General features: G+C 59.1%; 18 protein-coding genes, 1 tRNA gene and 1 pseudogene. 9 read left to right on the forward strand and 11 right to left on the reverse strand.

Features of this window, described 5'->3' with window-relative positions; all coding sequences use genetic code 11:
* Positions 1 to 19: 19 nt before the first annotated feature.
* The 6 genes from ACZ1HJ_RS16775 to ACZ1HJ_RS16800 form a co-directional block, all read right to left on the reverse strand.
* A complete protein-coding gene (locus tag ACZ1HJ_RS16775) occupies positions 20 to 802 on the reverse strand; it encodes a hypothetical protein (protein ID WP_472719782.1) in 783 nt (260 codons plus the stop codon).
* Between the two features lie 134 nt (positions 803 to 936).
* Entirely contained in the window at positions 937 to 1,893 is a 957-nt protein-coding gene (gene speB, locus ACZ1HJ_RS16780) for an agmatinase (protein WP_472719783.1), read from the reverse strand.
* A 103-nt stretch (positions 1,894 to 1,996) separates the two neighbouring features.
* A complete protein-coding gene (locus ACZ1HJ_RS16785; RefSeq protein WP_472719784.1) occupies positions 1,997 to 5,158 on the reverse strand; it encodes an efflux RND transporter permease subunit in 3,162 nt (1,053 codons plus the stop codon).
* A gap of 9 nt (positions 5,159 to 5,167) precedes the next feature.
* Positions 5,168 to 6,331: an efflux RND transporter periplasmic adaptor subunit gene (locus tag ACZ1HJ_RS16790; protein ID WP_472719785.1), complete on the reverse strand. Its 1,164-nt coding sequence runs from the start codon at positions 6,329 to 6,331 to the stop codon at positions 5,168 to 5,170.
* Between the two features lie 398 nt (positions 6,332 to 6,729).
* Positions 6,730 to 6,815 (reverse strand) — tRNA-Leu (locus ACZ1HJ_RS16795).
* 115 nt (positions 6,816 to 6,930) lie between these two features.
* Positions 6,931 to 8,268 (reverse strand): peptidoglycan-binding domain-containing protein, encoded by a 1,338-nt coding sequence (locus ACZ1HJ_RS16800; RefSeq protein WP_472719786.1) that lies wholly within the window; start codon positions 8,266 to 8,268, stop codon positions 6,931 to 6,933.
* An 87-nt stretch (positions 8,269 to 8,355) separates the two neighbouring features.
* Here ACZ1HJ_RS16800 and lipB point away from each other — a divergent pair, with 87 nt between their 5' ends.
* The gene (lipB, locus tag ACZ1HJ_RS16805; protein WP_472722229.1) at positions 8,356 to 9,042 is read left to right on the forward strand and encodes a lipoyl(octanoyl) transferase LipB; all 687 of its coding nucleotides are present in this window, start codon (positions 8,356 to 8,358) and stop codon (positions 9,040 to 9,042) included.
* Between the two features lie 12 nt (positions 9,043 to 9,054).
* On the opposite strand, the gene ACZ1HJ_RS16810 is transcribed toward lipB, so the two are convergent.
* Positions 9,055 to 9,594 (reverse strand): TetR/AcrR family transcriptional regulator, encoded by a 540-nt coding sequence (locus ACZ1HJ_RS16810; RefSeq protein WP_472719787.1) that lies wholly within the window; start codon positions 9,592 to 9,594, stop codon positions 9,055 to 9,057.
* 98 nt (positions 9,595 to 9,692) lie between these two features.
* On the opposite strand from ACZ1HJ_RS16810, the gene ACZ1HJ_RS16815 reads away from it, so the two are divergent.
* From ACZ1HJ_RS16815 to ctaD, 3 genes are all read left to right on the forward strand, one after another.
* Positions 9,693 to 10,313 carry a glutathione S-transferase family protein gene (locus ACZ1HJ_RS16815; protein WP_472719788.1) on the forward strand — a complete coding sequence of 207 codons (621 nt, stop codon included), beginning with the start codon at positions 9,693 to 9,695 and terminating at the stop codon, positions 10,311 to 10,313.
* A 17-nt stretch (positions 10,314 to 10,330) separates the two neighbouring features.
* Positions 10,331 to 11,005 carry a cupin domain-containing protein gene (locus ACZ1HJ_RS16820; RefSeq protein WP_472719789.1) on the forward strand — a complete coding sequence of 225 codons (675 nt, stop codon included), beginning with the start codon at positions 10,331 to 10,333 and terminating at the stop codon, positions 11,003 to 11,005.
* Positions 11,006 to 11,359: 354 nt separating this feature from the next.
* Positions 11,360 to 13,033 (forward strand): cytochrome c oxidase subunit I, encoded by a 1,674-nt coding sequence (gene ctaD / locus ACZ1HJ_RS16825; RefSeq protein ID WP_472719790.1) that lies wholly within the window; start codon positions 11,360 to 11,362, stop codon positions 13,031 to 13,033.
* 60 nt (positions 13,034 to 13,093) lie between these two features.
* Here the strand turns inward: ctaD and ACZ1HJ_RS16830 are convergent, their stop codons facing one another.
* Entirely contained in the window at positions 13,094 to 14,092 is a 999-nt protein-coding gene (locus ACZ1HJ_RS16830; RefSeq protein WP_472719791.1) for a hypothetical protein, read from the reverse strand.
* Between the two features lie 172 nt (positions 14,093 to 14,264).
* Here ACZ1HJ_RS16830 and ACZ1HJ_RS16835 point away from each other — a divergent pair, with 172 nt between their 5' ends.
* A complete protein-coding gene (locus ACZ1HJ_RS16835; protein ID WP_472719792.1) occupies positions 14,265 to 15,194 on the forward strand; it encodes a dihydroneopterin aldolase in 930 nt (309 codons plus the stop codon).
* A 64-nt stretch (positions 15,195 to 15,258) separates the two neighbouring features.
* Positions 15,259 to 16,269, forward strand: a complete 1,011-nt coding sequence (gene folP, locus ACZ1HJ_RS16840) for a dihydropteroate synthase (RefSeq protein WP_472719793.1) — start codon at positions 15,259 to 15,261, stop codon at positions 16,267 to 16,269.
* 20 nt (positions 16,270 to 16,289) lie between these two features.
* Here the strand turns inward: folP and ACZ1HJ_RS16845 are convergent, their stop codons facing one another.
* Both ACZ1HJ_RS16845 and ilvC read right to left on the reverse strand, forming a co-directional pair.
* A complete protein-coding gene (locus tag ACZ1HJ_RS16845) occupies positions 16,290 to 17,210 on the reverse strand; it encodes a DMT family transporter (RefSeq protein WP_472719794.1) in 921 nt (306 codons plus the stop codon).
* Between the two features lie 82 nt (positions 17,211 to 17,292).
* Positions 17,293 to 18,315, reverse strand: coding sequence for a ketol-acid reductoisomerase (gene ilvC, locus ACZ1HJ_RS16850; RefSeq protein WP_472719795.1), 1,023 nt, complete (start codon positions 18,313 to 18,315; stop codon positions 17,293 to 17,295).
* Positions 18,316 to 18,444: 129 nt separating this feature from the next.
* On the opposite strand from ilvC, the gene ACZ1HJ_RS16855 reads away from it, so the two are divergent.
* The 3 genes and pseudogenes from ACZ1HJ_RS16855 to ACZ1HJ_RS16865 all read left to right on the forward strand — a co-directional run bounded on the left by ACZ1HJ_RS16855 (position 18,445) and on the right by ACZ1HJ_RS16865 (position 20,586).
* The gene (locus ACZ1HJ_RS16855; RefSeq protein ID WP_472719796.1) at positions 18,445 to 18,900 is read left to right on the forward strand and encodes an Lrp/AsnC family transcriptional regulator; all 456 of its coding nucleotides are present in this window, start codon (positions 18,445 to 18,447) and stop codon (positions 18,898 to 18,900) included.
* Positions 18,897 to 19,356: pseudogene (locus ACZ1HJ_RS16860) on the forward strand (Lrp/AsnC family transcriptional regulator). The gene ACZ1HJ_RS16855 and the pseudogene ACZ1HJ_RS16860 overlap by 4 nt, the downstream one beginning before the upstream one ends.
* Before the next feature lie 102 nt (positions 19,357 to 19,458).
* A complete protein-coding gene (locus ACZ1HJ_RS16865) occupies positions 19,459 to 20,586 on the forward strand; it encodes an aminotransferase class V-fold PLP-dependent enzyme (RefSeq protein ID WP_472719797.1) in 1,128 nt (375 codons plus the stop codon).
* Here the strand turns inward: ACZ1HJ_RS16865 and ACZ1HJ_RS16870 are convergent.
* Positions 20,583 to 21,785, reverse strand: a complete 1,203-nt coding sequence (locus ACZ1HJ_RS16870) for a UbiH/UbiF family hydroxylase (protein WP_472719798.1) — start codon at positions 21,783 to 21,785, stop codon at positions 20,583 to 20,585. The two genes, ACZ1HJ_RS16865 and ACZ1HJ_RS16870, sit on opposite strands and share 4 nt — an antisense overlap.
* Positions 21,786 to 21,819 lie beyond the last annotated feature (34 nt).

Raw genomic sequence — 21,819 nt, forward strand, 5'->3', positions numbered from 1 at the left:
AACATGCCGTTTGAACAACCTAGTCAGCCCATGAAAGAGGGCCGTCTTGGAGAAGCAAATCCAATGCACTTTTCGCCTGGCTCAGTAGCCAATCGGAGTTTGGCTGAATGAAGTTATGCCCACGACTTTCCCACAAGGAACCGTCCCAATTCGCACATAACAAACACAGCACTCTGCGAGCGTCGTTTACTGCCAGTTTTGTGTATCGTTGAATGTCGACTTCGGGCATCGCTTTCAGAATTATCGCTCCATCCTTGAAAGGAGCGGGTCTGATCTCATTCAGATCAGCCAAAGCTGCCTCAATCAGCCATGGCAGAGCCTCAACTGACCAACGATGTTGCCAATCGACTTCGAACACGAAACCAGCGTTTTGGAATGCTTCAAGTAGTTCGATGTTCATGCTTGCGAGATTGGCTTTGTAACTGAAATCTATTGATAAAAACCACGACCAAAGGTGGCATGCTCCGCGCAACAAAAGATCCTGCTCATGCTGTGCGTAGGTTCTTTCTTCCATCCATGAGACAAGCTCGTCGGACGGAAAAATTGGTGTGTAGTAACCGCGTTTCTCGGATGAAAATGCCCCCAGCTCCGACAAGGTGAAGCAGGCGTCTCGCGTACCGCTCACCAAAAAACTCGTGGGAATTCCTCCATGCTCAGAAATGCTTTGGGAAAATCGGCCAACTGTCTGATCGAGCAATTCGGATGCGAGCAACCGGGAAAGTCTTTGATGTGCGTCCTTGGCTGTGACCAATGCAAGTAACCTTTTTGCGTCGAAAATGCTCTGATGGCTATCGATATGCAACCATTGTCACCAGGAAGAAATCCGTGAACCAATAGGCGTTACTTTGGGCTCAAAGCCGCCAGCCACAATGTCAAACATCTCCCACCTCACCAGACAGATAAGAGAGAAGGGCAGTCCCCAGCAGTCCTACAACCTCAGCGTTTGTTATGCATGATCCGCCCAATTGTGTTCATCAGGATTTGCGCCGCCAGAATGGCCGTGGTGCCGGTATGGTCATAATCCGGCGCCACTTCGACCAGATCGAGGCCGACGACAGTGCCGCGTTTGGTTAGCCCGTCCAACAGCTCCAGCACTTCGTAGTAGAGAAACCCGCCATGGCTGGGCGTGCCTGTCCCCGGCGCGATGGACGGATCAAACCCGTCAATGTCAATCGTCAAATAATACCGAACGCCCTCGGGAATACGGCCCAGAACGGTCTCGACCCCCATCTTGCGGAATTGCCGGACCGACAGGATATCCGCACCCATGGCACGCGCATCGTCATAGCCTTCCTTGGCGGTCGAGGACACGTTGCGAATGCCGATCTGACTGAGGCCCGTCACGTAATCCTTCTCCGCCGCGCGGCGCATCGGATTACCGTGGCCATACCGCACGCCGTGACGCTCATCGACAAAATCCAGATGCGCATCAATCTGGACAATATGGATAGGCTCCTGCCCGTCAAACGCGTTCACGCAAGGGATGTTGATCGAATGATCCCCGCCAAGTGTGATCGGCAAAGCGCCTGCCTTTAGGATCTGCCGCACGCCGTGTTCGATATTGGCGTGGCTTTTGATCGTGTCCGTATGCACGATATCCGCGTCCCCAATATCGACGATCCGGACCTCGCCCGCCGGCAGGTATGTCACATCATCCTCGTGGTCATAGGCGCCCCCATGGCCAAAGGAAAACAGCGTCGAGGCCTCGCGGATGGCGCGCGGCCCAAACCGGGCGCCTGCGCGAAATTGCGTACCAAAGTCATAGGGCGCCCCAAGGATCGCCACATCGGCGTCAATCGCATCCCAATCCTGCACATAGGGGAATTTGCCAAAGGTCGAAATTCCCACAAATGGCAGGTTCAACCGGCCCGCCTCATACCCGTGTTCGCTCATTGCGTCCCCCTTGATGCCTGCATCGCGGGCGCGCAGCCCGGCTTTCAATCCGCATTGAACATGCCGAAAGCACCCCGCAGTCAACTGATTTCACGTGGCAGGTTTAAACTTTCTTGCGCCGGAAGAGGCCCATGGGGTTTCGACACACATAGTAAAAGACCGGTGTGAAGAGCAGACCAAAGATCGTCACCCCCAACATGCCGAAAAACACCGCCGTTCCCAAGGCCTGTCGCATTTCCGCGCCCGCGCCGGTGGCCGTGATCAATGGCACAACGCCCAGAACAAACGCGAAAGAGGTCATCAGGATCGGGCGAATGCGCAGACGCGCGGCCTCAACTGCCGCGTCAAAGGTCGACAATCCCCGGTCTTCGCCCTGCTTGGCAAATTCCACGATCAGGATGGCGTTTTTGGAGGCCAGCCCGACGAGCACCACAAGGCCGATCTGCGTCAGGATGTTGTTGTCCATGCCGCGCCACAACACGCCCGTGATGGCCGTCAGCAGACACATCGGGACAATGAGGATGACCGCCACCGGCAGAACCCAGCTTTCGTACTGGGCGGCCAGCACCAGAAAGACGAGCACCACGGCAAGCGTGAAGATGACCATCAGGCTGTTACTGGCCAGCTTCTCCTGCAGCGCCAGTTCCGTCCATTCAAAGCTGAAGCCGGGTGGCAGATCGGCGGCCAGCGTTTCCATTTTCTCCAGCGCCTCACCGGTTGAAACGCCCGGCAGAGCAGCCCCCTGGACAGCCGCCGCGGGGAAGAGGTTGTAGCGCACCACACGGTAGGGCCCGGTCGTGTCTTCAAAGGTGGCGACCGAACCGATGGGCATCATCCCCCCGGAGGCGGTGCGCGTGCGCAGGTTTTCAACGTCACGCAACTCGTCACGGTGTTCGCCATCCGCCTGTGCTGTCACCCGGAAGGTTCGGCCGAGGAAGTTGAAATCGTTGACGAAGGCCGATCCCAGATAGACTTCGAGGGTTTCAAAAATCTGATCCGGCGTCACGCCAAGCTGTTCCGCCTTGACCCGGTCGATATCCGCATAGACCCGCGGCGTGGCCGTGTTGAACAGTGTGAAGGCCCGCGTCAGCCCCTCGGTCTGATTGGCTTGCGCCGAAAGGCCTTGGGTCACCTCTTCAAGCGCGCGCAGCCCCCGGCCCCGCGTATCCTGCACGAACATTTTCCAGCCGCCCGCTGATCCGATCCCGCGCACAGGTGGCGGAGCCACGATGAATATGAACGCTTCCTTGAGCTGGAAAAGCGCGCCCTGCACTTCTTGCAGAATGCTCTCCTGCGTCATGCCCAGTGCGGCAAGTTCTTCGAAATCCTTGAAGGTGAAAAAGATCGCGCCCGCATTGGGGGCATTGGTGAAGGTCGCGCCGTCAAATCCGGCAAACCCGGCCGTATGGGCCACGCCGGGATGCTCGAGAATGATCTCGGTGGCGCGCTGCACAACCTTATCCGTACGGTCAAGCGAGGAGCCCGCCGGGAGCTGGATGACCGTGATCAGATAGCCCTGGTTCTGATCGGGGATAAACCCGGTGGGCGCACGCTGGAACTGCGCATAGCCCAGATAGGCCAACCCGCCATAGGCCAGCAAAACAAGCACACTGGCCGAGAGCAGCACCTTGACCAAACGCGCATAGCCTCGGGACAGTTTATCAAAAAGAAAGTTGAAGGCGGTGCAAAACGCCCGGAAGGGCATCATCAAGAGATCCAGAATACGACCGAAGAAACCGCGGGATTTGTCGACCCCCAAATCGCCTTTCAACAACATCGAGGCGAGTGCGGGCGACAAGGTCAGGGAGATCACCGTTGAAATCGCCGTAGAGACCGCAATGGTCAGGGCAAACTGGCGGAAAAACTGACCGCTGATGCCACTAATGAACGCGGCGGGTATGAAAACGGCCATCATCACAAGGCTGGTGGCAATCAAGGCGCCTGACACTTCGCTCATGCTTTTATAGGCGGCATCCCGGGGGGCCAGACCTTCGGCGATGTAACGGTCAACATTTTCCACCACCACGATGGCGTCATCCACCACAATCCCGATGGCCAGAACCAGCCCAAACAGCGTCAGGTTATTGAGCGAAAATCCAAAGGCGGCCATCACGGCAAAGGTCGCGATCAGTGAAATCGGAATGGCCAATACCGGTATGATCGCCGCGCGCCAGCTTTGCAGAAAGACGAGGATCACCAGGACCACAAGTATGATCGCCTCGAACAGCGTTTGGTACACCGCATCCACCGATTTCTCGATGTATTCCGTCGGGTTGTAGATCACGTCGAAGGCCACGCCGAGCGGGAACTCTTGCGACATCTCCTCCATGGCGCCCAGCACATTGGCCGCCGTTTCCAACGCGTTTGAGCCGGGCCGCTGGAAAATCAGAATGGGCAGTGCGGTTTTGTCATCGAGATACCCGATGGTCGAATAATCCAGCGATCCAAGCTCCACCCGTGCCACGTCGCGCAGCCGGATTTGCGAGCCATTGGCCTCGGTCCGGACAACGATGTTTTCGAACTCTTCGGGGTCGGTCAGCCGGCCCTGTGTTTCAACCGCGATCTCATAGGCCGAGGGTTTCGGCACCGGCAATCGGTTGATCACACCGGAGGCGACCTGCACGTTGTTGACGCGCAAGGCTTGCACCACCTCGCCCGCCGTCATGCCCCGCGCCGCAATCAATTGCGGGTCCAGCCAGACGCGCATGGAATAGGCCCGTTCAGCAAAAAGCGTGGCCTGGCCCACCCCGTCGATGCGCGCCAGCCGGTCGATCACCCGCGTACGCGTATAGTTCGACACGTATAGCTGATCGCGTGATCCATCGTCGGAATACATGTGAATGACCATCATCAGGTCCGGCGAGCTCTTTTGCGTGGTGATCCCAAGCCGCCGCACCGGTTCCGGCAATCGCGGTTCCGCCGTGGTGACACGGTTTTGCACCAGCACCTGCGCCTGATCGAGATCCGTGCCCAGCTTGAACGTCACCGTAATGGTCACGCTGCCATTCCCCGTCGCCTGCGAGGTGATATAGAGCATGTCTTCGACGCCGTTGATGGCCTGTTCTATCGGCGATGCCACGGTCTCGGAAACGGTTTCCGCCGACGCGCCGGGGTAGCTCGCCGTGACCTGAATGGTCGGTGGTGCGATCTCGGGGTATTGCGCCACGGGCAGCGAGAAATACGCCACCGCGCCGATGATCGTCATGACGACCGACAGAACCGTCGCGAAGATCGGGCGGTCGATGAAGAAATGGGCAAATTTCATCGTTCGGGCCTATTCGCTCTCGGTTTCATCAAGCGTTAGCGTGGTCTCCTGCGGCACAACCTTGCCACCGGGACGCGCGCGCAGGACACCGTTCACAATCACACTGTCTTCGGCATCAATCCCCGCACGAATGACACGCAATCCTTTATGCAGCGGCCCGAGTTCAACAACTTTGGCACTGACGGTGTCTTCGCCATCAACCACAAGCACGATTTTGCGCGCCTGATCGGACAGAATGGCCTCATCCGGCAACAGCATCGCCTCGTATTCTCCGGATCCGATCACCCGCAGTCGGGCAAAAAGCCCCGGGGTCAGGAATTCATCCGGGTTCTCAAAAACGGCCCTGCCCCGGATCGTCCCAGAACCCGGGTCAAGTTCGTTATCCACGAAATTCATCACCCCTTCGCGCGGCCAGCCCTGTTCGTCGATCAGGCGCGCCTGTACCGGATTGGCCGCCGTGCGGGAGCTTTCGCGGTTCCCGTTCTGGCTGAGCCGTGAGTATTTCAGAAAATCGGCCTCGGACCCGGTGAAGACCAGATGGATCGGATCGTTGGACACGATGTTCGCAATCACCGTGTTGTTCTCGACCAGCAGACCGCCGATATTGACCTTGCGATCCGAAATGCGCCCGTCAAACGGCGCGCGCACTTCGGTAAACTCCAGATTCAATTCGGCCGACCGGATCGCGGCCTCGGCAATTGTGATCTCGGCATCCGCCCGCAACTTGGCGGCACGACGCTCATCCAGGATCTGCACAGACAGGGTGCCCTTTTCGACAAGCTCCTCGCCCCTTTGCAACTCGATCGTGGTGCGGGCCTGTTCCGCCCGGGCTGCCGTCAGTTGCGCCGTTGTGCTATCCAATACCGTTTGAAACGGGCGCGGATCGATCTGCAACAGCAGGTCGCCTTTCTTGACGGTCTGACCGTCGCGGAAATTGATCGTTTCGATGTACCCCGACACGCGCGGGCGCAGTTCCACCCGCTGAACCGCCTCAAATCTCCCGGTATATTCGTCCCAGTCCACGATCGTGCGAACCAGAGGTTTCGCCACATCGACGGGCAGCGCATCTTGTTGTGCCAGCGCTGGCGTGGCCAGAAAGAGCACGCTCATCAGCAGGCCGACCACGGCACGTTGCAGGCGGGGGCCAAATCGTTGGGTATCTCGGGACGTCATCGGGCGTATTCTCCCATTCGCGTATCAATGTCTCGCGGCGCCGAAAATATTGCTCTGCTCGGATTAGGCAATGACCAGAACTGTGCGAAAAAACGATCTTGGTTGTGCAAAATTCAATTTAATCGCGCCAAAAACGAACACACACCGCACACACACTTGGATTGGTAACGCAAATAGGTGGCGCCAGCGTGCGGGGAATGTCAACGCGTGCTGTCTCAAGATGCAGCAAAGTGCCTGTTTTTTCATCAAACCATGCGGCATTTATCCGCGCAGGTTGCGAGCCGTGTGTTACCAGACGCATTCGTGCGCCGCAGGTCAGCGATCTGCAGAAAGGGCCTGATTGCTACGCACCACAGCCCATGATCGCGGGCGCGGCGAGTCAAATACATCGGGAGATTTGGTGCGGTCGAGAAGACTCGAACTTCCACGGGTGTTACCCCACAGCGACCTCAACGCTGCGCGTCTACCATTCCGCCACGACCGCACGTCTAGGCTTGGTGCGCGAGGCTATATCAATGCGCCTGCGCCTTGTGAAGGGTCTTTCGCCAGTTTTTGATGGGATGGGTCAGGACGGGGCCGCGATGCGGCCCCTTCCAAGATTACTCAGCGATGTTGAAGCTGGGCAGGCCCGTAGCCGATTGGCTGCCGCTGCCGGTCAGATCCGTTGCCTTGTTGTTGATCCCATTGGCCTGGAAAACCGCATTCCGGATCAGATCGGTCCGGTCCGGGTTTGTCGGCACGAAGACCGGCACACCGGTGCGATCCACTGCGTCGAACCCGGCCTGATACCACGCCAGCGCCAGATCAGGGCGCCGTGCCGCGCCAAAACCTTCGTTGAGGTGGTGCCCCAGCAATTCGGAATACCCCGCCTCGCCCAAGGCGGTCAACAGAAGGGCCGAACCAACGGCGACATTCATGTCATCCGTGCGGTACCCGACCGACAGACAAATCCGCGCGGTGCCCGCCAATTGCGCCGGGGCCATGCCCGATTGCAGGATGAAATTGCTGACATCCGATACAACGGCCTCTTGCGGCTTCAGCGACAGGGCCGACAAATACGGCTGCATCGCCGGGCCAAAGCCTGCGCATTGCTGTTGAAGCGAGGCCGCATCCAGACCGTCAACACGGCTGGCCAGTTCCTCGCCATCGGCGATCGCAAAGGTGCGCGCCACGCAGAACTGTTCGCTCAGGGTGAAGGCCGGATCGGTCATGCTCGCCTGCGTGACAAACCCGCCATTACTGTTGGTGATCAGGCTGACACGGCTGCAATGCGATGCCAGCGAAGGCCCCGCTGTGGTGGCCCCGCCCAGAAGGTTCGGCAAAGCCGCGACCGTGGGTTCGGTTACCGTGGGTGTTGTGGGTTCGGTCACGGTTGCCTCGGTCGGTTGCGTCGCAAAGGTCTGCGTCGTGCCGGTGCCGACACTGGCCGTGCTGACCCCTGCCGCCTCATCGCGGTAGGCATGCAACAGGCCACGCGTGCCGCCCCGTTGGGCGATCAACTGTGACGTGGCCACACCACCGGCCTGAGCGCGGTGATAGGAACTGACCAGAAACTGGCGCTCATATTCGGTCAGGTATCCGCTGATCGGATAGCCCATATGCGCCTGATACTGCGACACCGCATTGCGGGTGTTGCGCCCGCGCACCCCGTCTGGCGTGCCCGCGGGAAAGCCGAAATAGTTCAGCGCGGTTTGCGTTTCCGCCACCTGGGCACGGGCCGGGCTGTAGGCGCGCGGCGTGACTTTCTTGTAGACCACGCGGGGCTGAGCCCTTTTGCGTTCGCGTGCCTTGGCGGATTCGTTTACGATCACCCCGCCAATCACACCACCGACCAGACCCCCGACCAGACCATCGCCCACATCGGCGGCCACTTTGTTCGCCGGTGTCAGGGCCACAGCTGCCGCGAGGCAGGACAGTGCAATACGCTTTGAAAACATCTCGATACTCCTTTAAATAATTCGCGTGTAATTGCGCCAAGCCTACCACAGATTTCCGGGCTCCAAAGAAAGAAACCTGCCGTGCTGCTGCCCGATCCTTCGGAAAATCCTGAAAATGGCGTGCAATGGCACGTCTCCGCCGACCCCGTTGCCTATGATGATGCTGTTGCCGCGATGGAAACGCGTGTTGCGCGAATCGCAACAGGTGACGCACCCGAAGCGATCTGGCTGCTGGAGCACCCTGCCCTTTACACCGCCGGAACAAGTGCACGGCCCGAAGACCTGACTGATCCGGATCGCTTTCCGGTTCATGTGTCACAACGCGGGGGTCAATATACCTATCACGGGCCGGGTCAGCGGGTCGTTTACGTGATGCTTGATGTTGGCAAGCGCGGCCATGACGTGCGCCGTTTCGTACAACAGCTCGAGGCGTGGGTGATCGCCACGCTGGACCAGTTCAACGTGACCGGTGATATCCGCGACGGGCGCATTGGCGTATGGGTCACCCGTGACGACAAACCCCTGACGGCAACGGGCGCCAAACCGGAAGAAAAGATCGCTGCGATTGGTATCCGCCTGCGCAAATGGGTTAGCTTTCACGGCATTTCAATCAATGTCGAACCGGATTTGGACCACTTCTCCGGCATCGTCCCCTGCGGGATATCCGAGCACGGCGTGACCAGTCTCGTGGATCTGGGGTTGCCGGTGACAATGGCGGATGTGGATGTGGCCCTGCGGCGCAGTTTCGATGGGATCTTCGACCCAAAGGGCTGACGCATCCCGGCCTTATGCCGCGGCGGCTTCCGCGCAGATACGTTCGGCAATCTGGTCAAGAACGGCCGTGCTCTTCAAACTGACAGATACGGTCATGGCCCCCTGCAATTCGCATTGAATGCGAAGCGCTTTGTCGTCTGCATTCTCTGTGCCATCGGGCATTGATGCGCTCAACCACTGAACATTGGCCTGATAGAACTCCGCAACGCGGGTGGCCACCTTTTCCGGCAAGCCCCTGCTTTCTGCGGCCAGCATCCCGCAAAGACACTGCATATCGTTTTTGGCCAACGCATCGCGATAAACCTGGCAAAACAACGCCAGCGCATCCGGCCAGTCCATCGCACCCGCCGGACCCACCCGGTTCATGATCGCATCGGCATAGCGGTCGACCACCGCAAAGCCGAGATCTTCCTTATGGCGAAAATGGTAATGGATGCTGGCCGATTTGATGCCCAGCTCCTCCGCCAGATCACGAAAGCTGACGGCATGGTATCCGCGCCGGCGAATGGCATGTTCTGCCAGTTCAAGAATTTGCGTGCGTGTATCGGGCATGGATCGGACCTTTTTGCAATCTACCAGTAGATAGGCTTGACGGGCCCGAAACGCAAGGCTAAGAACTTATCTACCACTAGATAGGAAAGAGAATCACCATGAAGATCTATGATTTCGAAGGTTTCCCGAATCCGGCGCGGGTGCGCATCGCACTTGCCGAAAAAGGACTGACCGATCAGGTCGAGTTCATCCCCGTCAATGTCCCCGAGGGCGAACACCAATCCGAGGCGTTTCGTGCCAAGAACCCGTCGGCAGCGGTGCCTCTCCTGGAACTCGAGGATGGCACCTGTATCTCGGAATGTTCGGCGATCACCGAATATATCGACCAGCTGGAGGGCTCACCCACGCTGACCGGCAAGACAGCCCGGGATCGCGCCGTGATCAGCATGATGCAACGCCGGGCCGAAACCGGCCTGCTGGATGCGGTCGCGACCTATTTCCACCACGCAACACCGGGCCTTGGCGCGCAGATCGAAGGTTACCAATGCGCGGAATGGGGGGAACACCAGAAAAAGAATGCCCTGCAAGGCATGCACTATCTGGACGGCGTTCTGGCGGATCAGCCCTACCTAGCGGGTGATGAATTTTCGGTCGCCGACATCACCGCCTTCGCCGGTCTGATTTTTGCAGGTTTCGCCCAGATTGAAGTGCCTGACACCTGTCCGAACCTGAAGGATTGGCACGCCCGGGTATCTGCCCGCCCCTCCATCGCTGCTTAAGTCAAAGGAGATTGACCATGGGACGACACGAAGACTTTTCCAAACGCGCCGTCGTGCACAGCGCGGACGAGCCATGGGTCGCGTCGCCCATGGCGGGTGTCGAGCGCCGCATGCTGGACCGGCTGGGCGATGAAGTGGCCCGCGCCACGACAATTGTGCGCTATGCACCCGGCAGTTCATTTTCACCGCATGTCCACACGGGCGGTGAAGAATTCATGGTGCTCGACGGCGTGTTTCAGGACGAACACGGTGATTTCCCGGCGGGCAGTTACATCCGCAATCCACCGCAATCGTCACACACGCCGGGGTCAGAACCGGGCTGCACGATCTTTGTCAAACTCTGGCAGTTTGACATGAAGGATCGCACCCATGTCCGCGTAGATACGGGCAAAATGCGGTTTGTGCCAGATCGCGACGGTGTCGAGGTGATGCCGCTGTTTCATGACGCACGCGAAGATGTCGTCTTGGAACGGTGGGCGCCCGGCGCACAGGTCGCACTGGACGCCTCGGGCGGTCTGGAAGTTCTGGTGCTCGACGGCGGCTTTACCGAGGCCGGGGAGCATTTCAAGAAAGACAGCTGGCTGCGATTGCCCCGCGCCTCGCATTCAACGGCTGAGGCCGGACCCAAGGGCGCACGGGTCTGGATCAAACGCAACCATCTGCGTGAAGACCCCAAAGCACCACCCATCTGAGCGCAAAAACCTGAAGCGGTACGCCTTGTGCCGCTTCAGAACCAACCGTGCCTACAGCTGCCAAGTCATCAGCCGTTACTCTGCGAGTCCGGAAAAGAATCTGTGCGAAAATTTAATCGCGCCTGCCACCACAAAAGCCCGGAAAAACCCCGGCTCAACAGGTAACATTTATTAATAACAGGAAGACCTTGGCCAAATTCTCCTGATTGGCTCAGAAGATGCGACAAAATGTTCGCTCTGCGGCAATTTCGGACATTGCCCCGCATGCAGACGCACACTACAACGGAAATGGGAATAGGGCTCCGTGATTTCAAGAGTCGCGCGCGCCACACAATAAGCTAGCAGGAGGCACCAATGGCAGATGCAGCCATTCACGGCCACGATCACCATGACGAGCGCAGTTTCTTCACGCGCTGGTTCATGTCTACCAACCACAAAGATATCGGTATTCTCTACCTGATCGTTTCGGCCTTTGTCGGCCTGATCTCGGTGGCCTTCACCGTTTACATGCGCCTCGAACTGATGGAACCCGGCGTTCAGTACATGTGTCTGGAAGGCGCGCGTTTCATCGCGGCGGCCGCGGGCGAATGTACCCCGAACGGGCACCTCTGGAACGTGATGATCACCTATCACGGCGTCCTGATGATGTTCTTCGTGGTGATTCCGGCGCTCTTCGGGGGCTTCGGCAACTACTTCATGCCGCTCCAGATCGGTGCGCCCGATATGGCCTTCCCGCGGATGAACAACCTCAGCTTTTGGCTTTATGTGACCGGTACATCGCTTGGCGTTGCCTCGCTTCTGAGCCCGGGTGGCAACGGCCAACTCGGCTCGGGTGTGGGTTGGGTGCTTTACCCGCCGCTTTCGACAACCGAACAAGGCATGTCGATGGATCTGGCGATCTTTGCCGTACACGTCTCGGGCGCCAGCTCGATCCTGGGTGCGATCAACATGATCACCACCTTCCTGAACATGCGCGCACCGGGCATGACGCTCTTCAAAGTGCCTCTGTTCAGCTGGTCGATCTTCGTCACAGCCTGGCTCATTCTGCTGTCGCTGCCGGTTCTGGCGGGCGCCATTACCATGCTGCTGACAGACCGCAACTTCGGGACCACCTTCTTTGATCCTGCGGGCGGCGGTGATCCGATCCTCTACCAGCACATCTTGTGGTTCTTCGGCCACCCGGAGGTGTATATCATCATCCTGCCGGGCTTCGGCATCATCAGCCACGTGATCGCCACGTTCAGCCGCAAACCCGTCTTCGGCTACCTGCCGATGGTCTGGGCGCTGATCGCAATCGGGGCATTGGGCTTTGTCGTCTGGGCGCACCACATGTACACCGTTGGCATGTCGCTGACCCAGCAAAGCTACTTCATGCTGGCCACGATGGTCATTGCGGTACCGACAGGAGTGAAGGTTTTCAGTTGGATTGCCACGATGTGGGGCGGCTCGATCGAGTTCAAGACGCCCATGCTCTGGGCCTTCGGCTTCCTCTTCCTCTTCACCGTGGGTGGTGTTACCGGCATCGTACTGAGCCAGGCCGGCATCGACCGGGCTTACCATGACACCTATTACGTGGTGGCGCACTTCCACTATGTGATGAGCCTTGGGGCCGTCTTCGCGATCTTCGCAGGCATGTATTTCTACCTACCCAAGATGTCCGGACGGATGTACCCTGAATGGGCAGGCAAGCTGCACTTCTGGACCATGTTCATCGGCGCCAACCTGACTTTCTTCCCCCAGCACTTCCTGGGCCGTCAGGGCATGCCACGCCGCTACATCGACTACCCCGAGGCCTTTGCCCCCTGGAACTGGTGGTCATCCATCGGGGCGTTCATGAGCTTCGCGTCGTTTGTGTTCTTCTTCGGGGTCATCCTCTACACACTGACACGCGGTGCACGGGTAACGGAAAACAACCCGTGGAACGAATATGCCGATACGCTGGAATGGACGTTGCCGTCCCCTCCGCCGGAGCACACATTCGAAATCCTGCCCAAGCAGGAAGAATGGGACAAATCGCCGGCGCACTAAGTGCCCGCATCACAGATAATGAAAAGGCCCCTGATCTCAGGGGCCTTTTTCTTTTTGGGTTCACGTTACTGGGCTTTTGGCGAAGCGGCCCATGAACCGCTCAAACCCACCCAGATACCACCGCCGCGCAGCTGACAGTGCGCCGACACGGGTCAAAAGCGCCGTAGGCCACACCACAACCCCGTAAAACGCCATCAAACGCAGGGTCAGCGCACCCGTGCGCGGACGCGACAGGATCGCGCGCGATGCTGCAAGGTAGGCCTCAAGCACAGCCTCTTCATGCACAAACGCCGCCCGCAGGCGGCGCATCTGGGTCAGTTCAAAACAATCATCCGAACGGCCCAGCATATCGACCGCCGCCGTGGTCATCATGCATCCGCCGACGGGCTTGCACTTGCCCGCCTCGACCACCGATGCCCGATACCTTTCCGCGGCAACAGGCGCGGCCTGCAGAGCCGCTGCCAGATGCTCGGTGCTGATCGTCATGGCAAGCGTGCCCACATCCTTGATCACAAACGCCAGACCCAGTCGGCGTGATGCCAGCAATTGCTGTTGGAAATTCTTGTTGATGCGCGGAACTTCGGCGCTGCTGATTGACGTAAGCTCCGAAAGCCTCGCGTCTGGCTCGGTCGCTTCGTCGAAATAGAAATCCAGATGCGCCACCTTTCCCAACAGGAAGTCATCGCCGACAGATCTGGATTTGTCGCCCTCATACAGGATCTTGATGGCCGGCAGGGTAATCTTGACCGATAAAACGCCGTCTTGCGCCTGGCCCACCTCCATCGATCCACCGACCAGTTTGTCGATCTCGATGATCCTGAAATCGGTAAAGCTGCGCCTGAGCGCCCGGGACTGCAATGTCCAGTCAACAACCGGCGCCTCTGTGCCCTTGTTGAAGCTTGCCGGGTTTGTCACGCGCGAATACACCCGCCAACTGGGTGCGGCTTCTTCGCTCAGAAAACACTTGATCTCAGTACTTTCGGTAGATTGGCCCACCACCTGTCCAGGCCATAGGGCCGATGCTCCGATCATCGAAAAAACAGCGCGTCGTGTCGTCATCAAAATACGTCCATTGTTCAAATTACTCACCCGCCACTAGACCCCACGTCGAAACACCGCGCTACAAAAAAGCGACGCAGGCAACCTGTCGCTTGTCGGAAAACTCCTTTCGCGCGTGCCCCGGCCCGTGTTAAGCCCCGCAAGGCGTTAAATGCGGAGTGCAAAAGGCACCATGACAAACGAAATCAGACTGGCGTTTGAACACCCTTCCGAGCGGGCGGATGCCACGGCTCCGGATGGCCCTTTGGACCGTATTTCACTGCGCGACCATACGGTTGAGGTTGAGATCGGTGCGTTTCAGGCCGAGCGCGGCACCACGCAGCGCATCTGCTTCAACGTTGTGGTCGAGGTGCGCCCGCTGTCCAATCCGGTTGCCGACGACGTGGATCGCATCCTGTCCTATGACCGCGTGACCGAGGCCATTGCCGCCGAACTGGCCGAAGAGCGCCTGAACCTGCTGGAGACGTTGGCTGAACGTATCGCCGAACGCATCCTGCTGGAACCACAGGCCGTCCGGACCTTTGTGCGGATCGAAAAGCTCGATCGTGGTCCGGGGGCCTTGGGCGTTGAAATCGTGCGGTCCGTCGATGATCTGACCCCCACGCCAAACGCGCATCATACTGACACCACGCCGCATCCGCATGTGGTCTTTCTGACAAACACCGCGATCGGATCCGCCAACCTGACCGCGTGGCTGGATCAGCTGCAGGCCCGGGCCGAACCCGTGATCCTCTGCGTAGGTCTGCCCGAGGTCGACAGCCCCAAAACCGGCCACAAGATGACCCAACGGCGCGTTGACCTGCTGGCCATCGAACAGAATGCCTGGGTGCTGGCGGGCCGCGATGACCGCTGTGTTGTTGTCGATACGCGCACTGAGCTCGACTGGGCCATGAAAAACGGCCAGATCAGCGTTTGGGCCCCGTCCAAGATCGTGCTGGACGCGGTCGATGGGCCGTCCGTCGGGCCAAACGACCCGGTGGCACTGGCCGCCTGGTTCTCCGGCCATATCGAGGCGTCCGACCTGCTCTTGATCGGTGAACGCCCACCCTCAAAATCGCCCGTGCCGGTGTTGATACAAGACATCGCCCAATCCGGCCTGTAGGTGCGCTTCCCGGCCCCGGCAACCTGCGCACGGACCGACACGCCATGAGTACAAAGGGCACCGCATGACCTATTACCGCCCCATCGCCCGTTTTGACCATGTCCGCCCCGATGGCGCAGTTCCGCTTGCGGGCGGATGGGCGTGGTTCGATACAGTTGAGGAAGTGCACCGGGACGCGCCATCACGCCTGATCCACGCCTCCCGCCTGCCCGCCCCTGTGGCCGAACGGCTGACCGCCCCGCGCGCACCGATCTGCGGGCTCCAATTCGATGCCCCACTGCTGATGGGCATCCTGAACGTCACCCCCGACAGTTTCTCCGATGGCGGCCAACACAACGCGCCGGAAGAGGCCCTTGCGCACACGAAGGCAATGATTGCCGCCGGGGCCGACATGATCGATGTGGGCGGCGAATCCACCCGCCCGGGGGCCGAACCTGTCCCTGTCGCGCAAGAAATCACCCGCACCGCCCCGGTGATCGGCGCAATCCGCGCCGAAACCCGCATCCCCGTGTCGATCGATACCCGCAAAACGCCGGTGGCTGAGGCCGCATGCGCCGCCGGGGCCACGTTGGTCAATGACGTGGCGGGCTTCACTTTTGATGACACGCTTGCCCCCTTTTGCGCCGCCAATGCCCTGCCCGTTTGCGTTATGCATGCGCAAGGCAAGCCCGAAACGATGCAGCATGATCCGCGATATGACCACGCGGCACTTGATATCTATGACTGGCTGTCGGAACGGGTCGAGGCGCTGGTGACTGCAGGGATCGCCCGGGATCAGATCATTGTCGATCCGGGCATCGGCTTTGGCAAGACCCGCGGGCACAATCTGACCCTTTTGCAAAACCTGTCGCTGTTCCATGGATTGGGATGCCCGGTCTTGCTGGGCGCGTCACGCAAGCGCTTCATCGGCGACCTCAGCGGCGTATCTGAGGCGTCCGAGCGCGTGCCCGGTTCACTGGCCGTGGCCCTGGCCGGGGTAGCGCAGGGGGTGCAGATGTTGCGCGTCCACGATGTGGCTGAAACCGCCGCCGCGCTGAAGCTCTGGCGGGCAGCAACCGAAGGCGAAACCGGCTAGCGGATCACCAGCCAAATTCCCTAGCTGTCGCGCCCCATCAAGCGCCGCAACGCCCCCAGCTGACTCAACGCCACGCCGCCAAGGATCAACGCCATCGCCAGCAACATGCTGGGCGGCAGCGGTTCCGACAGGACCAATACACCCAGAACCACAGACCAGATCGGCACCTGATAATTGACAAGGCTCATGAAGACGGGGCCCGCGTCACGGATCACCTGCGTCAGAACCAATTGCGCCACGCCCGTGGGCAGAATGCCCAAATAGATGAGCGCAATCAGCGCCGTGGTGTTCACGTCCTGCGGTATACCCTCATAGATCAAAGCCAGCGGCACGGTCACAAAGCTGGCGATCAAAAGCGCCGCCGCCGACAGGGACAGCATGTTTACTTCCGGGCATAAGCGCGTTGCAATCGAGCCGATCGCATAACAGCTGGCCGCGCCGATGCAGGCCAGTCTTGCCCATGATTCCAGATAGTTACCGGTCGTTGCGAAGGCATCTGGACCAATCAGAACGATCACCCCAACGGTACCGATCAGAAAGCCCACCAACCGGCGCAGCGACATGACCTCCCCCGGCACAAAAAGATGCGCAAGCGGCAACACCAAAAGCGGGACAACCGCCATGCACACCCCCGCGAAACCGGACGCAACAGAAAGCTGTGCCCAGGACAAAAGCGTGAACGGCAACGCATTGGAAAAAAGGCCCATGATAAAGGCAAAGATCCAGATTTTGCCGCCGTTTTCACCGCTGAACGACGGCAGACCAATGCCGCTCGCCACACAAAGGATCACGAGAAAGACAGCACCCAAAGCCAGCCGCGTCGCCACCAGCGTCAGTGGCCCCACACCAGTCAGAGCGATGGTCACAAACATAAAGGACGCGCCCCAGATCATCGCCAGAAATGCGATTTTGAGCCAATTGATGGGCCGTATCTGGATCATGTGATGATGTCCCCTTCAAACGGTAAAGACCCCAGCCATTGGCCGGGGTCAATCCAATTCGCATCCGGCAGGCGGGCTGCTGTCAGTTCTTTTCCTGGTCGACCAGTTTGCCCGCGGAAATCCAAGGCATCATAGCGCGCAGCTTGCGGCCAACTTCTTCGATCTGATGCTCGTCATTCATCCGGCGCGTGCCCTTGAAGAATGGCTGGCCAACGGCGTTTTCCTGCATGAAGTCACGCACGAATTTGCCTTTTTGAATGTCGGTCAGAATGGCCTTCATTTCTTTCTTGGTCCGCTCATAGGGCAGAACCCGCGGACCGCTGACATATTCGCCATATTCCGCCGTGTTCGAGATCGAATAGTTCATGTTGGCAATGCCGCCTTCGTAGATCAGATCAACGATCAGCTTCACCTCATGCAGACACTCGAAATAGGCCATTTCAGGCGCGTATCCGGCCTCGACCAATGTTTCAAAGCCCATGCGGATCAATTCAACCAGACCGCCACAAAGAACCGCCTGCTCGCCGAAAAGATCGGTCTCGCACTCTTCGCGGAAGTTGGTCTCAATCACGCCAGAACGCCCACCACCGATGGCCGAACAATAGCTGAGGCCGATTTCCAGCGCCTTGCCCGACGCATCTGTATCAACGGCGACCAGGCAGGGCACACCGCCACCCTTCACATATTCGCCACGCACCGTGTGGCCTGGGCCCTTGGGCGCCATCATGATCACGTCGATGCCCTCTTTTGGCTCGATCAGGCCAAAATGCACGTTCAGACCGTGGGCAAAGGCAATCGCTGCACCGGGTTTGATGTTGTCATGCACGTATTTCTTGTAGGTTTCGGCCTGCAATTCATCGGGCATGGTGAACATGATGACGTCACACCAGGCGGCGGCCTCGGCGATGCCCATCACCTTCAGGCCTTCGCCTTCGGCTTTCTTGGCGCTGCCCGAGCCCTCGCGCAGGGCGACTACAAGGTTTTTCGCACCGGAATCGCGCAGGTTCAGCGCGTGGGCGTGGCCCTGTGAACCGTAGCCCAGAATGGCTACTTTCTTGTCTTTGATCAGGTTGATATCGCAATCGCGGTCGTAATAAACGCGCATGACTTTCTCCTTTTGGGTTGTCTTTGGTGCTAATTTACCGATCAACCAAAGATTTTCCGGCCATTTCACATTTATCTTTGGAATTTTTTGCCATATTCATTCGTTGAAATATGAATTTGGTAAAATTCCATGCTTGATGACACAGATCGGCGCATATTGCGACACTACCAACATGACGCGGCGCTTGGACCCGCAGAGCTGGCGGAGCATGCTGGCGTGACACCCGCCACATGCACCAGACGGCTGGACCGGATGATCGCGGCAGGCATCATTCGCGCGAACAGGGCCGTGATTGACTGGCGGGCTTTGGGGTATGAGGTCGAAGTGTCTCTGCGCATCACCCTCGATAAAACCCAACCCCGGGCGTTTGATGACTTCCTCGCCGCGGCCCGTGATGTCCCGGATGTGATTGAAATTCAAACCTTTTTGGGTCGTGTCGACGTGCGTCTTTCGGTGATCGCCCATGACATGGCGCATTACCAGCAGATCTATCGCGATGCGATCCTGACCCTGCCCCACATCGCGGATATTGAAGCGCTGATGCATGTCGCCCGGATCAAATCGGACGAGGTCCTGCCCCTATGATCGAGCTTGATACAACCGACCGCCTGATCCTGCGCGCGCTTACGCAAGATGCCACCCAATCGGCCAGCGCGCTTGGCCGCGCGTTGGGCCTGTCGCAACCGGCCACCTGGCGGCGCATTCGCAGGCTTTATGATACAGGCGCCATCAAAGGACAGCGCCTGGATCTTGACCGCGAGAAACTGGGCTTCGGCGTTACGGTCTTTCTCGGCGTGAAACTGGCCACCAAAGGCCGCGTGAGCCTTGAGGATTTCGAACGTGCCGTAACAGCAATCCCCGAGGTCCAAACCGTGGAACACATTCTTGGCGTTTACGATTACCGTCTGAGGATTGTCGCCCGCGATATCTCTGATTTCGAACGAATTTTACGGCGTCGAGATCATGATGTTACCGGGCGTAGGTGATGTTGAGGCAAACGTTCTCCTAAGCGAAGAGCGTTGTCCGGGACCAATCGGGTAACCTGTCGAAAACGCCGCAGGAACTGGCGGCTTTTCGGGGTGCCCCTTGGCGCGCAGTCTGGTATGCGGGTCGCATATTTGGCCTGCCCATTAGGAGAACCCGATGACCGCCCTGCTTGATCATATCGACCCCGACGGATTGCTGGAATACTCGGTGGTCTTCACCGACCGCTCGCTCAACCACATGTCCGCCAGCTTTCAGCAGGTGATGAACGACATTTCCGGCATGCTGAAGGACGTCTACAAAGCCGATGCGGTTGCCCTGATCCCCGGCGGCGGCAGTTACGGCATGGAGGCCGTTGCCCGCCAGTTCGGCGCGGACGCGCACGCGCTGATCGTGCGAAACGGCTGGTTTTCCTTCCGCTGGACGCAGATTTTTGATGCAGGCCAGTTTACCGCGGACACCACGGTGTGCATGGCGCGCCAGACCGGCAATGGCGATGTCGAACCCTTCGCACCCGCCCCGATCGACGAAGTCACCGCCAAAATCCGCGAGGTAAAGCCCGATGTGGTCTTTGCCCCGCATGTCGAAACCTCCGCCGGGATCATCCTGCCTGATGAATATGTGACGGCATTGGCCAGCGCCGCGCATGAGGTGGGGGCCATCATGGTGCTCGATTGCATCGCGTCGGGCTGTGCGTGGATCGATATGAAGGCCACGGGCGTCGACGTCCTGATTTCCGCGCCGCAAAAAGGCTGGTCGGCCTCGCCCTCCGCCGGTTTGGTGATGATGTCGGACCGCGCGGTGAAGCGTATGGAGAGCACCACTTCCAACAGCTTCGCCATCGACCTCAAAAAATGGCACTCGATCATGCAGGCCTATGAAAACGGCGGCCATGCCTATCACGCCACCATGCCGACGGACGCACTACGCGCCTTCCGCGATACAATGCTGGAGACGCGCGATTTCGGTTTCGACAAACTGCGCGACGCGCAATGGGAATTGGGCAATGGCGTACGTGCCATGCTGGCGGACCGCGGTGTGAAATCCGTGGCCACCGACGGGTTTGGCGCGCCGGGTGTGGTGGTCAGCTATACCGATGACCCTGATATCCAGAACGGCAAGAAATTTGCCGCCGAGGGGATGCAGATCGCCGCCGGTGTGCCGCTCCAGTGCAATGAGCCCGAAGGGTTCCGCACTTTCCGCCTCGGCCTCTTTGGTCTGGACAAGCTGTATGACGTGCCTGCCGCTCTTAAACGGTTGGAAGACGTGTTTGGGAAAGTACTTTAACGTCGTACGCCAAGACCAAGTTGCATAAGTGTTTTTCGCACTGGCGCTAGTGAATAAATGGCGTTCAGCCCCATGGCGCGAGCATCGCGCAGGGGCTGGGCGCTGACCATTGAAGCGCGGTTGAGCATATCGATCCCCGTTACGCGCACGCTGACGTCGCCATGGCGTTTGCGGTGATACGTTTCCAACATCGCGAGATCACCCAAACGGTCCGGTGCCGCCTCGGCCAGGTCCAGCAATTCGCGCATGTCACCCAAAGACATATTGAGGCCCTGCGCGCCAATCGGTGGCACCACATGCGCGGCTTCCGCCACCAAAGCCACCCGCTCCGCATAGTAATGCGACGCGATCTGACTGATCACCGGCCAGACGGTGCGCCGCGACGCCAATGAAAGCGGGCCAAAGAGCTGGCAGGAGCGTTCATTCATCGCAGCCTCGAACGCCGCAGTGTCCAAGGCCGCCAGACGCTGTACTTCCGCGCCCTCTTCCATCCAGACAATCGCCGACGATGGCCGACCGTCATAATCCGGCAAAGGAACCAGCGTGAAAGGCCCACCAGAGCGGTGAATTTCCGTCGATACATTGCCATGCGGGATTGGATGCGTGACGGCAAAGGCCAGGGCCTTTTGCCCATAACGCGTTGTTTTTACGTCTATTCCAGCTGCCTTGCGCATTGGGGAATGACGCCCATCCGCGGCCACAACCAACTTGCACCGCACCCGGGTGCCATCATCAAGGCCCACGCGCGCTTCACCCTCACGCGTGAACAAAGACACAGTGCTCGTCCCCGGCCGGAACGTCACATTCGGCAAATCCTGCACCCGAGCCACCAGTTCGCGACGCATCAGCCAGTTGGGAATGTTCCAGCCAAAGGGCTGGTCCGAAATGTCCGATGCTTTGAATTCCTTGGTCAGGCGTGGCTCGGGATCAGGTCCGCCGGCATCCACTATGCGCATCACCTGCAATTCAGTCGCATAGGGGGCCAGTTGCCCCCAAAGCCCGGCCCGGTCCAGCAGGGCCTGCGCCGGTTGCAAAAACGCCGTTGTGCGCAGATCCGAACCGGCCTCATCACGGGCGGTCACCGGCGGCGTGGGATCAACACACAAAACCGAAAACCCTGCGGCACCAAAAACGCAAGCCGCAGTCAGGCCCGCAACGCCGCCGCCCGATACCACGATGTCATAGTCAAAGCTGGTCATACCGACGCCCTCCTGTACCAGAGATAGGGCGAAA

Source organism: Roseovarius sp. JB2-10, from assembly GCF_055693585.1.